This window comes from Paenibacillus sp. BK720 (assembly GCF_011761545.1).
In the GTDB taxonomy this organism is placed as follows: domain Bacteria; phylum Bacillota; class Bacilli; order Paenibacillales; family Paenibacillaceae; genus Pristimantibacillus.
This window is the reverse complement of sequence record NZ_JAASRQ010000005.1, coordinates 417,759-431,835: the sequence shown is the minus strand read 5'-3', so window position 1 is coordinate 431,835 and position 14,077 is coordinate 417,759. Positions and strand designations below refer to the sequence as shown.

Here is a 14,077-nt window from a genome sequence, read left to right as displayed (position 1 = left end):
AACCGCGGGCCAGCCTTATTTTTATTCGAAACGAATCTCGTCTATCCAGACGGTACTATTGCCTCCATGCCAAAAGGTCATCACCAGCTGTCCGGGGCTGCTGCGGTCTACTCCGTTCGACGCCAAATTAATAGCGAGGTCCTTATAGCTTGTTGTAACGGTGTCACCGCTGAAATCCGCAAGCGACTTCGTCACTCCGCCAATCGTGAGCTGCATATGGTTTTGTTCGCCGCCGCTTGCGCCTTTGATGCGAATGACAAGCTTGGTGTAGCTTCCCACGTCTTGGTTAATATCCGTGCCTAACCACCCGTTGTTGTTATACTCCAGCTTCAAAGCCCCCGAGTCTATAACACCCGCATTGTTGGCGAAGCTGTTTGCGCCTGCCCACTTGCCCAGATCATTGCTTCCCGGCCAGCTTGGCGAGTTGTCGAAGTTATCGATCAGCAAGGCCGTTGTTCCGCCGCTTGCGGCATTGGTCGTTACATTAACCGCCGCGCTGGCTGCCGAAAGATTGCCCGCCGCGTCCTTCGCTTTCACCGTATACGCGTATGCCGTGCTGGCATTTAACCCGCTGTCCGTAAAGCTTGCCGCGGTTGACGTTCCTGCCTGAGTCCCGTTTCTGTAGATGACATACTGCGACACGCCGACATTGTCCGTCGAAGCGTTCCAGGTTAAGCTGACGCTGCTTGCGGTTTTGCCCGAGACGCTCACATTGGTTGGCGCCGTTGGTGCCTGCGTATCGCCGGTGCCGCCGCCGCTCGCACTAATCTGAATACGGTCGAAATCAGGCGCCCAGCCCGTCGGATTGGAGAAATGAATCGTGTTGTTGCCTGCATTGAGCTGCACTTGCGTCTGAACGGCGCCAACGGTCGTCCAGCTTCCCGTGCTTGGCATGTTAAGCGTAACAGGCGATCCGCCGTTCACGCGAATCTGAGCCGAACGGGCCTCCCCGCTGAGGTAGGAAACGGTCATGGTGTACGTTCCCGCCGCTGACGCGCTTACTCCGTTAAATTGCAGCGTACCGTCATTATTGCCGACATATCCTACTTTCGAGCCTCCCGAACAGGTGCTGCACGAGGAAATAACGGCCGCTCCGGTCCTTGTATTAGGCGCAGCCTCTGCTTCATAAGCCGTTGATGTTCCGCCTCCGCCTGAAGCGCTGGTGGTCGCGGTTACGGAGCTGCTTGAACCGGATACGTTCCCCGCTCCATCCTTGGCCTTGACGGTGTAGACGTAATTCGTGCTTGCACTTAATCCGGTATCGGTAAAGGTTGTGCCTGCCGCGGAGCCTGCCAATACCCCTCCGCGATAAACGTCATAGCCGATTACGCCGACATTGTCGGTTGAAGCCGACCACGACAAGCTGACGCTGCTCGAGGTCGTACCGCTTACCGTCACATTCCCCGGAACGCTTGGCGCCTGAGTATCCGTGCTTCCGCCTCCGCTGTAGCCGCCATCGTAAGGGATTTGGGTCAGGCTGTACGAGAGCGTGTTATCCGGCTTCAGCTGATCGAAGGGCCCGATGTTCTGATCGGCGGGATCCATGCCGATTCCCACTTTGCCAAGCGGCGTTCTGCCGCCCGTATAATAGTTCGAATTCGCGAATCTGGCGCTAGGCTTATAACCGGCAGGATCCAGAATCGACAGCGCCAAGGTGTAAGTTCCAGCCGGCATATTGGACGGAATGGTAAAGGCACCGGAAACCTGCTGCACGGCTGGCGCTTGATTGTATTGACGCGTGGCGGCGTTCCAATCGTCGCCCGGCATCCAATTCCGTATGTCAGTGCCATTGAAAATCCCCTTCCACGCAACCGTACGGTCGCTTCTCAGCAAGCTTGCTTCCACCGGCCAGTTATAGTAGAACGGCGCCGATCCTTTGTTCACGACCGAGAAGGACACGTTCATGGACCCGCCGGGCTGCACGCTGCCTGAGTATGTAGCCTGGTTAATGACGAATCGATAGCCGAATTCCTTCTGCATTAGCGCAGCCCCTTGCGAGACGGCGGAATTGTTCGCATCGTACAGATCAATCCAGCCTAGACTGGTTGTATGCGTTTTTTTGATCCAATCGATTACGTAGTTCCGATGGTTCGGATCGCTTAACGTATCATTCGGGGAATCTCCCGGCTGAATATTTTTTTGCCCCCAATCGTAAGCAACCTCCCCGCCGTTAACCTGCGTTCTCCAGACATTTCTCGCAACAATGCCTTCGCCTCCCGACAGGTCATCGATTAAGGCAAAGGAGTCCCACAGGAATCCGAAGTTAAAATTCTGAAAGGTATTGGGATACCGCACCTGCACTTTCTTGTTCTGAAAAGCCTGCGCAGCCGCGTTTCCTAACGCAGTCTGGAAGGCGAGCGGAATCCGGTCGGTCCCGTCCGCCAGCTTATCCGGGTAAATATGATGCTCTCCCCAATTTCCCCATAGTCCCAGCTCGATGTAGGCCACTCTCGGATCGTTATCCCAAGCTTGGCCAAGCTTCTGGACGAAGGCGGTTAGACGGTTTTTCAAGGTATCCGTCGTCCATTGCGTAGCCACGTCTCCATGAGGAACGCCTTCCGGCCAATACTCTCCGGAGTTCGGGTAAACGATGATTACGCGGGGAATCACCTTTTTGTTCTGGCTTTCGATGCCGGCCCAGGCCGTATTGCTCCAATCCTTAATCTTCTGAACGGAATCGGACGCCGCGTTCTCCAAATCGGTGTATTTGATGTAGTGCTTAAACACAGTGCCGTACTCATGATTCGAAAAGCTTGCGTCATTCAAAAAGCGGGTTGGCCGAAATCCCATTAAAGGGTTTTTGAAAGCCTCTTGCGTTTCCGACAAATTAACCGTGATCGCGCCAACGGCTGCTGACGCCTTATCCGGAAAGGGCAGCGCAAATGAACCTCCTGTCAATAACACAAACGACAACAGAATGGTAAACGCTTTCAAGACTGACCTTGAACTATCGCCTCTCATCAATCATCCCTCCTACATGAATAAAATTTACGCAAATTAGTTGCGCAACTATTTGCGCTCTTAGTATATTCTACCCGTGTTTACTTCGTCAATCCAAAAACAAAAATAGCCGTCCTCAGATATGGTTTATCTGAAGACGGCTATTCCTGTTCCGTTTCTTAAGCCTTGCTTACCGCTTTGGAGCAGGATTCCCGCTCGATGATCTCGGTCTTAAGACTAATGTACACTTCGGAAATATTCTTGTTCGTTATTAATTCGGTCAGTACTTTAACGATGATGGAGCTGATGTCATACCTGAACCTTCTTACGGTCGTTAATGGCGGAACCATAAACTCCGACAGCTTCAGGTCATCAAACCCAACCAAGGAAACATCCTTGGGAATACGAAGGTTCATTTCCGCCAAAGCCTTCATGGCCCCGTAAGCAATAATGTCGTTAAACGCGAAAATCGCCGTGATGGCCGGCCGTTCCGACAGCAATTGCTTGACGGCTTCATAGCCGTGCGCGGGATCAAACGCGCCCATTGCTACATTGGCATCGGTCCATGGCAGCTCCAAATCGCGAAACGCGTCCTTGCAGCCGTCCAGCCGGTTCAAATTGACAAGATGATTTTGAGGCCCCGCGATCATCCCGATATGCCGATGGCCTAATCCGTGCAGATAACGGATTACTTCATAGGCGCCTTTTCGGTTATCGTAGTCGATATAGTTCTGACCGGTCCGGTAGGTTCTCCCGTTCGTAAACACATACGGGATGCCGAGTCTATCCAATTCCTCAAACATCTTATCGCCGACAAACGGGTCAAACAGGATGGCAGCGTCGATTTTTTCCTCGCCCAGAAGCTTATAAGCCGGAGACGACAACAAATCGGTGTAATGCTTCGCGATATGAACCTGATGACCGTATGCTTCAAACTCATCCTTTAAGTGATTCAAGTCGGCGGAGGTAGATGGATCATTATCGAAAAAGTCGCTATTGCCCGGTATGATAACAACGATCGTGTAGGATATTCCAACCTGGTTGGAGGGAGCGATCCCCGGTTTTAAATGCTCGTTCGCGATATCCAATACTTTTTTGCGAGTCTCCTCGCTGAAATTGCCTTGGTTGTTTATGATTCTGGATACTGTGCTAATCGAGACGTTTGCTTTTTTTGCAATCTCTTTTAGTTTGATGCGAGCTCCCTCCATTTCCTAAGAAACTTTTTTGCATAACAAGAAAATTATAGCGTTTGTTGTTGCATCCAGTCAATCAGCGGGACCCATCCATTTCTCGTTTCGCAGAATACTCGGGTACCGCTTATTTATCGAATATCGTTTTAATTTGCATAAGGTTCTCGGTTATCGCTCTAGCCTCATCCGCAGTTGTAGCAGGCGAGCTGATCACAAGCTTGGATTTACCATCATAACTTTTTGACGTAAGCAGCTTATATAAACCAGGATCAGTGATTTCAATAGAAATTCTAACCTGCTCATGATCGAAAAATACTGGACCTACGGATGTCCGTTCGCTGCCTTCATATGATATCAATAAGGCACCGTGCAATAGGATAACATGATCCAGCCTGATATTATCCCCAATTGTTAACGAACCTTGAAAGTTATGATCGTCCCGGTTATAGTTCCCCTCTAGAGTAAGCCTGGTTGTTTGATTAAAGTGATCACCGTATAAATAGGCAGGACTGTCCAGCTTGATCTCCTCATAAGGATCCTTCCACCAAAATGTAAAGTATACTATGAAAAATAAAATGATTAATAGGGCAAGAACAAGCATATTTCTTGTTTTTTTCATAAGTGAGTACCCCTTATTAATTTAGCAACTTCGTATGATCCTTTACAAATTCCTCTCAAACAATAATCCGAGTTGTTCAGCCAAGACATGATGAGGAATCGGCTTGTCATTGATAAACCACCACTCCACTACCCCTACGTATGCGGATGCTACAAACCTTATTATGACCTCCTCATTTAATCCCTGGTTCTTCCCCTCGGTGACGTCTACTTCTTGCTTAAATTGTTCGATAAGGAAATCAAGGAACCGTGTGCGAAAATAAGGGGCTCCTTTGCTCGCCAGCATTAACGAAAAGAAAGTATAATTTTGTTCGAAATATTCGGTCCATAGCGGTGAGCCGCTTACATAGTCTAGATCTGCTCCTGTTATGCAAATTTCCCGGAGCTCATTGATATGCGACTCAACAAGCTTATCGAGTAAATCATATTTATCTAAGTAATGGAGGTAAATGGTCCCTCTGCTCACATTAGCCCTGTCGGATATGTCTCGAATCGTAATGTCGTCGAAATTCTTCTCAGACATCAATTCTATAACCGCGTCCTTGATTGCCTCTTGCGTTTTGCCTATTCTTCGATCCGTTTTAGACAATGGGATTCACCAGCCTTCAAGAAATAATGAACAATATCGTAACCTGTGTTCACTAATTAACAAATTACGCTAATCTAACAATTGCGGGTCTTCTGCACCTGAATATAATTATATACATGTTCACAAATGAATCAATGTCTATTAATGAACTTATGTTAAATTGAATTGGAGGAGTTACACATGCTAAATTATATGAAAATGAACGTTAACTTCGAGAGTGCGGGAGTAAAGATCGCCGGCCATCTATACCTACCAAAAGGAGAGGTTGACGGTCCGCGCCCTGCAATAGTAATCGGACACCCCGGCGCCGCTGTAAAGGAGCAGAGCGCTGGACTCTATGCGAAACGCCTTGCCGAGCAAGGTTTTATCACACTTACCTTTGATGCGGCCTATCAGGGAGAAAGTGAAGGTGAGCCAAGGGGGCTCGAAGACCCCTACCATCGAGTAGAGGACTTTAAAGCCGCTGTCTCGTTCCTCAGCACACGCAACGAAGTCGACTCGGAGCGCATTGGTGCTCTTGGCATCTGCGCCTCCGGAGGTTACGTTATTCCGGCCACGGTAACCGACCATCGTATTAAGGCGGTTGCTACTGTCAGTGCGGCCGACATCCATCTTCAATTCCGTAAAGGAAGCGACGGCAAGCAGGACCCTGCCATCTTCAAGAGCATGCTTGATGCTGCGGCGCAGGCTCGAACTTCGGAAGCCCGCGGAGAAGGAATCGGCGTGTTTCCGATCTTTCCTGAAACCGAAGATCAAGCCCGCGCAATAGGTGATCTGCATGCCTTCGAGGGATGGGAATACTATTGCACTGACCGCGCACAGCATCAACGTTCGGCTAAGCTCTTTACATGGAACAGTATAGACCGAATCGCCTATTTTGAGGCGTTCCGGTTCATTGAGCAGATTTCTCCTCGTCCGCTCCTGATGATCGCAGGAACTCAAGCGGTCACGTCGTGGATGACGACCGAAGCCTTTGCGAAAGCAAATGAGCCAAAGGAACTGTACTGGTTAGATGGCGCCACTCATGTCGATACTTACGACAAAGACGAGTACGTAACGCCTGCGGTTTCGAAGCTCGCTGCGTTTTTCCGTGGAAACTTGTCCCAGTCCGGCTTGATTTAAGAATTCACCCGACGGTTGCCCTCTGTCAATTCAACAATTCGATAACCAACAAAAGCAAGGACAATAAAAAAGGCAGTTGATCTTTCCGATCAACTGCCTTAACTACTTTTTTAAACCTTTTATTATCCGAACTATCCCCCATACAAGGAACGTTAAAAAAGTGCCTACTACTAAAACTTGTAGTGCATAGTAAATTGCCTCCGTTTGATCACCTACCGCACTATCGTTCTTTCGTTAGCGTAATGCGGTAATTTATTCTAGAACAATGTGAAGTTCTTCATTAGTAATTTTCAAAAGAGCAGAATCAAATTTACTTCGCAGCTGATCTATTTGTTCGTCACTCAGTTTGGCATGGATTTCAATTACTTCCCCCACTGTATCCCGACCGACAGAATAGCTGCCTTGAAGATGCAATGTCTGAAGATAATCACTTACTTGATTCATTAAATCAACTAAAGCTTGGGGATTATACTTGGCTTTCACAAAGACAACTCTATCTCCCAGTTTCTCTGTAAGTTCCTGATGAAGAGCTTTCATATTAGCAGCACTTTCTTTATCAACCAAGAACACTACTCTTAGATTGTCATTATCGTATTTTGACGGAGAAAACCAATTTAATGTTGCTACTTAGAATCAACATGAAAGCTACCCGGATGCACATACTCGTTAAAAAGGCCGCCATCATCGGCAGCCTTTATTCCTATCTTATTTCTTCTCTTCTATATCAAACTTTGTCTGTGTATGATCAACAAAATCCTCAACCTCTTTCAGCACAGCTTGCTTTTTCTGATTTGCTTGATCTTGTGTAATATCGCCATTTGCTTGTATAGCAGCAATTTTGGCAGCAAAGTCGGACATTAATGTATCAATGAGCTTCTGTCGGGATACGCCATGGTCCTTAGCGATATCCGCAAATGATTTACCTGCTTGAACTTGTTCGGCGAAGGTTTCTTTTTCAATGCCTAACAGCTCGAAAGCCGCTTGCATATTATATTGACCAATTCCTTGCTCCTTCACTTCTTGCTCCTTGTTTAGAGGAGTCTTGAATATCCGCTCAGCTTCTAATGCTGCTTTTTTATGCACGTTCTCCTTCTCTTCATCCGTAAGACTCTTAGTGCTCTTAACCTGAATCTCATCACTGATTTCCCCTGCCAGCTCATCAATCAGCGGCTGAACCTCTTTACCTTGTTCTTGCGCAATATCAGCTAAAGACTTATCAGCCTCAAGTGCTTTCTGGAAAGCTTCTTTATCTAAACCAAGTTTGGATGCAGCGATTTGTTGAAAATCAATTCTAATCCCTTCAGCTCGAGTCTGCTTATCCTCATTCCCCTGTGCAGCTGCAGAACTCTCCTTCTTAGCGAACAGCACCTGTGTATGGTCGACGAAATCTTCTACTTCTTTAAGTATTGCTTGCTTCTTCTTATCTGCCTGCTCCTGTGTAAGATCTCCGTTCGCCTTAAGATCATCCACTTTAGCGATCGCATCAGACACTAGAGCATCAATCAGCTGCTGGCGGGATATATTGTGGGCTTTGGCAATATCAACGAATGATTGGCCTGAATGAACCTGCTCGGCAAAAGCAGCTTTGTCGATTCCGATTAATTCAAGCGCCGCCGCCAGATTCCAATCATTACCCTCTTGTTTAACATTTTCTTTATTAAGCGGTTCAGTGAAGATCCGTTCTGCCTCCATGGATGCCTTCTTCTGTACGTTCTCCTTCTCCTGATCAGTGAGTTTTGCTGCATCAAGATTGGCCAGAATCGCAGCACTGATTTCCTTAGTCAGTTCATCAATCAGCGGTTGAAGCGCTTTGCCTTTTTCTTTTGCGATGTCTGCCAGTGACTTACCGGCTTTCTGAGCTTGCTCGAATGCTGCTTGATCCAGACCAAGCTTGGATTTAGCGATTTCCAGCACATCCAGGTTCAACTTATTGCCTTTGACTGTATCTCCTTGCTTTCCAGCCGGCTTGGTTTGAGCATCTGCATAGCTTGCTTTCTCTTGTGATTTACTGTTCAGGCTGTTGTCTGCTGCATAAGCGGATACCGGTACTGCAACCGCGACCAATAGCGCTGCGCCTGCGAGCTTCCAATTTCTCTTCATTGATTTATCCCTACCTTCTTTATAATTGCCTTCCTTCCTCGGAAGGCTACGTGATATAAGATAAGAAAACAATCTGAAAAGATTATGAAATATTCGGAAGGGTTACCCGAAATGTTGTTCCTGTCTGCGGCTGAGTCCACACTTCAATCTTTGCGTGATGAGCATCCACAATTTGTTTAGCAATCGCAAGTCCAAGTCCCGTTCCTTCGGAACGGCGCGTGCGGGCTTTATCCATGCGGTAAAACCGTTCAAATATATGTGGCAAGTGCTCATTCTCAATCCCGATCCCCGTATCCCTTACCGTGAAGGACGTCTTCTGTGCGCTCACATTCAATGCAACCATTACCCTGCCGCCTTCACGATTGTACTGTATCGCATTTTCAACGAGGATGAGGATTAGCTGCCTTATTCTCACTTCATCCGCCTGAATCATTACATTATCCTCTGTAGCTCTTCCTTGGCTGGCATCCCATCCCAGAGATACATTCTTCGACGATGCAATTGGCTGAAGCTGCTCAATGACTTGGTTAATGGTATACCATAAAGAGAAACGTGAGACCGCTAGCTCAATCCGGCCACTGTCGCTGCGTGCAAGTACAAGCAGATTTTCAACAAGCCGGCTCATATGATGGATTTCACGCCCCGACTTCATAAGTACATGACGATGAAACTCCGGAAGCTTATCCCTTTGCTCATCAAGCACTTCATAGGCGGATCTCAATATACTTAGCGGCGTTCGGAGCTCATGAGACGCGTCACTGGTGAATTGCTCCTGCCTTTGGAAAGCATTCGCGATCGGTTTCATGGCCCGGCCAGCCAACAAATAACCTGCGATTCCGCCAGCTAACAGTAGAACAAGAGCAAGCCCCGCGAACGCCCATCTTAATTGCGTAATCAGTGCAGTGTCATTCGTTATTTCCTGCGCGACGATAATCCTATATTCATTGAGCTTCCCGCTTGATATGACCAACCCTCCCATACGGAAGGTCCGACCATTCGCTCGGACATTATGATAGTCATGAGCAGGTTTTTCGAGAACACTTGGCAATAGCGCGTTCATGGGAAAAACCTCTTCTGCCGTTTCATCATTCAAACCCAGTTTATTTGCCGACGGGGATTCAAAAATGATTTGCCCATTCGGATCAACTAACCATGCCATTTGATCCAATTGCAAGCCTGAGGGAGCATATCCCTTCTCTGAATTCTCATAAGAATCGAACAAGACATCACCCTTTGGTGAGTCCAACAGCTTTTGCAATTCTGATTTGTACTGACCGCTTAACGTCGTAAGCTGATTATCCTCTGTCGTCGTCATCATATTCTGTACCATCCATAGCGAAAAAACCGCAGTTATCATCAAGATAATACCTACGGTTAACGAGAATTCACGTGTTAGACGTGTTCTTGTTTGTTTAAACATGTGCGCCCCCGTCCACTGTCAGCCGATAGCCAGCACCATATACACTTTGAATGCTTTTCGACTCAAAGGGCCCATCCAATTTCTTCCGAAGCAGTTTGATGGTGGCATCAACGACGTTTAGGGTAACATCCGAGCCGATCCCCCATACATGATCAAGCAGTTGCTCGCGTGACAAGACTTGTCCGGCATGACGCATCAAACAGACAAGCAATTGAAACTCGCGCCTCGTAAGTGAAATTGCCATACCTCCACGGTTTACTTCCAATCTGTTCAAATGTGCCGTTATGTCCCCAAGGGATATTATATCCGATTGATAACCACGTTCCTGACGACGGAATAAAGCGATAAGCCGTGCCTCCAGTTCTTCAAATGCAAAAGGCTTTATCATGTAGTCATCTGCACCGGCATGCAGTCCTTCCACCCTGTCTTGTACAGCATCTCTTGCTGTCAAAAGCAGAATTGGAGTGTGATCATCCTTACTTCGAATCTCCCTGACCAGTTCTAATCCAGTCATCTCGGGAAGCATCCAATCCAGCACATAGACATCATAATGACCTTTTGTAATAACTTCTTTAGCTTGAGAGCCATCCTTTACCCAATCTACAACATGGTATCTTCGCTTCAATTGATGCTCAGTTAACTCACCAAGCGTTTCATCGTCCTCCGCAAGCAAGACGCGCATTTTATCTTACCTCCTGCAACTTCATAGATCTTAAATATATCAATAAACTATGAAATTAGTATGAAATGAGAAGCTGCCTTGCTGACGCTTTATTCATGAAACTATCGTTTCCTCGTTATCATATTATATTCTGAAGGGCTTGCAAGAGTAGGGTTTTCAATATCAAAATCATTAGTACAGCAGTAGCTCCAAAAAAGAATCCAATAATTAAAAACCCTGCAAGCTTTATTTTGTTCACAATTCGTACCCCACATCATGATAATGCTTTTCTACAAATTTACCATGAATGTAGTACCACCCCAATACAATAATTTGTTCCAGTAAATTGTCCATTAACATAACAAAGCTGCCGATCATTGGCCGGCAGCTTTGTCACGCTTTATATTCAACTATCGTTCTTTCGCGATAGCCCTAAAACTGAAATTACAATAAATACCAATCCTATAAATAAAAACAATCCCCATGATTCGTAAGCCATCATTCGAATAAGTTCCCAACTGTTCGAAGGGCCGGAGTTCGGTCCTCTACTATATGGATAAGCATAGAAAAGCGGAATAGAAGCAATATATAGTACTAGTGCTCCAATCAGTAGAAAGATTACATACGTAATATTTCTACTCAATGGAATCACCTCTTTTTTCCATTTTACCAAAACCATTCATTATTTTACTTTTACCAACAACCGTTTTTTGGTCTAAAGCAATAAAGACTATAAGGTTTCCCGAAGAATTAGTCTCAGTGTGATTAAATGTAACGGAGTAAACTTCTTTTTTATTATAGTTAGTAGCAATTACAGATTTTATTTCGTCATCCACGGATACTTTCTTTACAATAGAATCTTTAGGGCTTACTGGTATTAATTTCGACTCTTCGTCAGAGAGGGCAGCGAATGCTACCATCTCAATAGGAGTTTCGCGTTGAGATTCATATGAGCCACAGCCTGCCATCGCCATTGTTAATATTAAGAGAAGTAGTAATGTAATATTTCTCAATCTATCCCTCCCGTCAATTTCTATTTTAATTTTTGACGCAATAGCCGCAGAAAAGTTACAATGCAATATTGAAGGAATCGATTGAGCGGTAGAAAGTTTATTGTTATAAACTCAAAATCTTTTGGCACTAACTGGAACCGGGATTAAGATAAGACGATCCAACCCATAAGCGCTTAGGGCTCCCACGCTATACCGGACCAAATCCGCGTAGAGGAATCCTCTCCCCAGAATTAGCCCGCCAAGCAGCGTGTTCCGGATACCGTTTATCCAGGTTGCCTGATACAACTGACTGCACTCGATCACAACACAGATTCCAAGGCTAATTAGGATGGTTTGCAGAGAAGACATCCGAACTAGCAGAACACGCAAGCCGAAATAGATCATGGCCGCCCATAAGGCATCGCCGAAATGCTTCGCTATAAAATGGGGAAGTACAGAGGCATATTCTCTCGACCCGATCCCTAGCAAGATGGCGACCAAAACCGCCAGGACGTATAACCCTCTAGATCTCATTAAATCCCCTTCTCTCATGCACCAATTAAATGACTTCATTGTATCAGTCAGGAAACGTAATTTCTAATGTTTTATCTTCTTGCTCTTCTCCTTTTAGAGTAATTGAAACTTTATCTTCTGTTACCCAATTAAAATCAAAATTTTCTGCATGAAGATTCTTTCCGTCGTTGATAATCCTCTCCTCGATATAAGGGCGAATATGTCCAACTTTTCCATAGTGAATTCGTATCGGAGCATTCGAAAAAAACGCGTTCTGACCTCGAACTCTAATTTCAATTTGATTTATTTTGTTAGGGGAGTTTTGAGTTAGTATTATTTTTTCCGCATAAAAAACTTGATAATATCCATAGCACAAAATAGCAATCAATATGGTTAAAATACAAAGAACAATAATCAAAGTACGATAGGGTTTCTTTTGACCTTCTAATCTGTCTGCCATTTAATACACCATCCTACGCTGATAAATTACCCGCAGAAACTCTTACCTAAGGCGACTGTATTTTCCCAGCCAATGTTATTAAATATTCTAGATCCAGTGTACCTGGAGAGCCAATAGTGTAGAAATGAGCAGCTGTAATTAAATGCACTTGTTTTCGGCTAGGCGAATCTTCGATTACGGCCGTGCATCCGTTGATCTCCATGACTTTGACATCCTCCGATTTATACCAAGATTTTGTATCCTCAACTGCCGCTTGTACATCCTCAAACTTGTTACGAGATTGTGTAAATATAACTTCATGCTTATCATCGTTAAGCTGATAGATAACCAATATGGTTTCCCCATTAAGAGAAATTTGCCCATGCGCATCCACCAATTTAGTAATTTGGAGGGCAGACGAAGAAGTATGGGTATGGTGCAGAGATGGATCTGCTAAATTCAAAGGGAGATGAATCGAATCATTTACCATGGTTAGGTCTATTCGACCAGGAGTAGTTGAAACTTCCGATAGATCAACTGCACCAGGCAATTGTTCGCCATCCGTATCCGTTAGTTCTGACAGTTTTTCTATTTCCTCAGAAGTTGCTTGTCCGCCTAAGTGTTCACCTTCTGTTATATTCGTATTCTGCTGAGAAATTGAAGAATGCATTGCCGTTTCACTTACTGTAAACAAAATCGCCACAACTACGATTAATGATGCCAGACTTGCGAAAGTCGCCTGACGCAACCTATTCTTCGCGGGAACGACTCCCAATTGAGTTGTGCGCAGCCTGATTTTTTGAATGAGTTCATTATCGAATTTTTGTTCCTTGAGAATATCCCCTTGTAAAGACTTATACCAATCAGGATCTGATTTCATAAGAGTAAGCCTCCCCCCAATAGCACATTCATTTTCTTGCGGGCTTCGAACAATCGCGATCTTACCGTTCCTTGCGGAATGCCTAATACTTGAGCAATTTCCAGAATGGATAGTTGATATTTAGCGTGCAAAATAAGTATTTCTCTCGATTTTACAGGCAGCTTAAAGACATACCTCCAAATATCATTTGTCGCTTCCTTATCGAAATAAGATTGCTCTGCTGAGACACTGTATTCGGTCCTATCTATTCTCTCAACTAGAAACACCTTACGAAAGAAGGCTGCCTTTCGATAGTTATAGCTGATGTTGCGTGTAATTTTGAGCAGCCACGTCTTGATTGAAGATTCATTGCGGAATGATGTGACATGCCTGAACACCTGCAGAAAAACATCCTGCGTAATATCATCGGCCATGCTCTGATTCTTGACGATTGAATAAGCAAAGTTCCAAACCTCTTGCCCATAATCTCTCATCAGTATATCGAAGGATACTTCATCCAAATTGACCAAATGCCTTAGGGACACTTCCAACAATTCTCATCACCTCAATATATAGACAATCCATATCTTTAATTTGTTCGATTTTCTTTTTACGAAAAAAAAAAGTGAAGTAA

Annotated in this window: 14 protein-coding genes; 1 reads left to right on the top strand and 13 read right to left on the bottom strand. The window is 45.5% G+C overall.

The window, feature by feature from the left end; all coding sequences use genetic code 11:
- Positions 1-21: 21 nt before the first annotated feature.
- The 4 genes from FHT67_RS20965 to FHT67_RS20950 all read right to left on the bottom strand — a co-directional run bounded on the left by FHT67_RS20965 (position 22) and on the right by FHT67_RS20950 (position 5,337).
- Positions 22-2,961 (bottom strand): DUF4832 domain-containing protein, encoded by a 2,940-nt coding sequence (locus FHT67_RS20965; protein ID WP_167201189.1) that lies wholly within the window; start codon positions 2,959-2,961, stop codon positions 22-24.
- 158 nt (positions 2,962-3,119) lie between these two features.
- Positions 3,120-4,148: a LacI family DNA-binding transcriptional regulator gene (locus FHT67_RS20960; protein ID WP_167201187.1), complete on the bottom strand. Its 1,029-nt coding sequence runs from the start codon at positions 4,146-4,148 to the stop codon at positions 3,120-3,122.
- A 109-nt stretch (positions 4,149-4,257) separates the two neighbouring features.
- The gene (locus FHT67_RS20955) at positions 4,258-4,749 is read right to left on the bottom strand and encodes a hypothetical protein (RefSeq protein ID WP_167201185.1); all 492 of its coding nucleotides are present in this window, start codon (positions 4,747-4,749) and stop codon (positions 4,258-4,260) included.
- Positions 4,750-4,791: 42 nt separating this feature from the next.
- On the bottom strand, positions 4,792-5,337 hold the full coding sequence (locus FHT67_RS20950) for a TetR/AcrR family transcriptional regulator (protein WP_132310716.1): 546 nt from the start codon (positions 5,335-5,337) through the stop codon (positions 4,792-4,794).
- 180 nt (positions 5,338-5,517) lie between these two features.
- Here FHT67_RS20950 and FHT67_RS20945 point away from each other — a divergent pair, with 180 nt between their 5' ends.
- The gene (locus FHT67_RS20945; RefSeq protein ID WP_208403403.1) at positions 5,518-6,459 is read left to right on the top strand and encodes an alpha/beta hydrolase; all 942 of its coding nucleotides are present in this window, start codon (positions 5,518-5,520) and stop codon (positions 6,457-6,459) included.
- Positions 6,460-6,711: 252 nt separating this feature from the next.
- On the opposite strand, the gene FHT67_RS20940 is transcribed toward FHT67_RS20945, so the two are convergent.
- The 9 genes from FHT67_RS20940 to FHT67_RS20900 all read right to left on the bottom strand — a co-directional run bounded on the left by FHT67_RS20940 (position 6,712) and on the right by FHT67_RS20900 (position 13,937).
- Entirely contained in the window at positions 6,712-7,023 is a 312-nt protein-coding gene (locus FHT67_RS20940; RefSeq protein WP_167201183.1) for a hypothetical protein, read from the bottom strand.
- Positions 7,024-7,164: 141 nt separating this feature from the next.
- A complete protein-coding gene (locus FHT67_RS20935) occupies positions 7,165-8,559 on the bottom strand; it encodes a hypothetical protein (protein ID WP_167201181.1) in 1,395 nt (464 codons plus the stop codon).
- 82 nt (positions 8,560-8,641) lie between these two features.
- Positions 8,642-9,877, bottom strand: a complete 1,236-nt coding sequence (locus FHT67_RS20930; RefSeq protein ID WP_167201179.1) for a sensor histidine kinase — start codon at positions 9,875-9,877, stop codon at positions 8,642-8,644.
- 94 nt (positions 9,878-9,971) lie between these two features.
- Positions 9,972-10,661, bottom strand: a complete 690-nt coding sequence (locus tag FHT67_RS20925; protein ID WP_132310722.1) for a response regulator transcription factor — start codon at positions 10,659-10,661, stop codon at positions 9,972-9,974.
- A gap of 614 nt (positions 10,662-11,275) precedes the next feature.
- Complete coding sequence (locus FHT67_RS20920) at positions 11,276-11,653, bottom strand: hypothetical protein (protein ID WP_167201177.1); 378 nt, start codon at positions 11,651-11,653, stop codon at positions 11,276-11,278.
- A gap of 111 nt (positions 11,654-11,764) precedes the next feature.
- Positions 11,765-12,166: a ribosomal maturation YjgA family protein gene (locus FHT67_RS30145; protein WP_279591580.1), complete on the bottom strand. Its 402-nt coding sequence runs from the start codon at positions 12,164-12,166 to the stop codon at positions 11,765-11,767.
- A gap of 43 nt (positions 12,167-12,209) precedes the next feature.
- A complete protein-coding gene (locus tag FHT67_RS20910; protein WP_167201173.1) occupies positions 12,210-12,605 on the bottom strand; it encodes a hypothetical protein in 396 nt (131 codons plus the stop codon).
- A gap of 46 nt (positions 12,606-12,651) precedes the next feature.
- Positions 12,652-13,464, bottom strand: coding sequence for a hypothetical protein (locus FHT67_RS20905; RefSeq protein ID WP_167201171.1), 813 nt, complete (start codon positions 13,462-13,464; stop codon positions 12,652-12,654).
- The gene (locus FHT67_RS20900) at positions 13,461-13,937 is read right to left on the bottom strand and encodes an RNA polymerase sigma factor (protein ID WP_167201324.1); all 477 of its coding nucleotides are present in this window, start codon (positions 13,935-13,937) and stop codon (positions 13,461-13,463) included. The genes FHT67_RS20905 and FHT67_RS20900 overlap by 4 nt, the downstream gene beginning before the upstream one ends.
- Positions 13,938-14,077: the final 140 nt, after the last annotated feature.

Coding starts and splice junctions, on each gene's coding strand:
- FHT67_RS20965 (WP_167201189.1), bottom strand. CDS start 2,961: ATGAGAGGCGATAGTTCAAGGTCAGTCTTGAAAGCGTTTACCATTCTG.
- FHT67_RS20960 (WP_167201187.1), bottom strand. CDS start 4,148: ATGGAGGGAGCTCGCATCAAACTAAAAGAGATTGCAAAAAAAGCAAAC.
- FHT67_RS20955 (WP_167201185.1), bottom strand. CDS start 4,749: ATGAAAAAAACAAGAAATATGCTTGTTCTTGCCCTATTAATCATTTTA.
- FHT67_RS20945 (WP_208403403.1), top strand. CDS start 5,518: ATGCTAAATTATATGAAAATGAACGTTAACTTCGAGAGTGCGGGAGTA.
- FHT67_RS20935 (WP_167201181.1), bottom strand. CDS start 8,559: ATGAAGAGAAATTGGAAGCTCGCAGGCGCAGCGCTATTGGTCGCGGTT.
- FHT67_RS20930 (WP_167201179.1), bottom strand. CDS start 9,877: ATGATGACGACGACAGAGGATAATCAGCTTACGACGTTAAGCGGTCAG.
- FHT67_RS20925 (WP_132310722.1), bottom strand. CDS start 10,661: ATGCGCGTCTTGCTTGCGGAGGACGATGAAACGCTTGGTGAGTTAACT.
- FHT67_RS30145 (WP_279591580.1), bottom strand. CDS start 12,166: ATGAGATCTAGAGGGTTATACGTCCTGGCGGTTTTGGTCGCCATCTTG.
- FHT67_RS20910 (WP_167201173.1), bottom strand. CDS start 12,605: ATGGCAGACAGATTAGAAGGTCAAAAGAAACCCTATCGTACTTTGATT.
- FHT67_RS20905 (WP_167201171.1), bottom strand. CDS start 13,464: ATGAAATCAGATCCTGATTGGTATAAGTCTTTACAAGGGGATATTCTC.
- FHT67_RS20900 (WP_167201324.1), bottom strand. CDS start 13,937: ATGAGAGATTATGGGCAAGAGGTTTGGAACTTTGCTTATTCAATCGTC.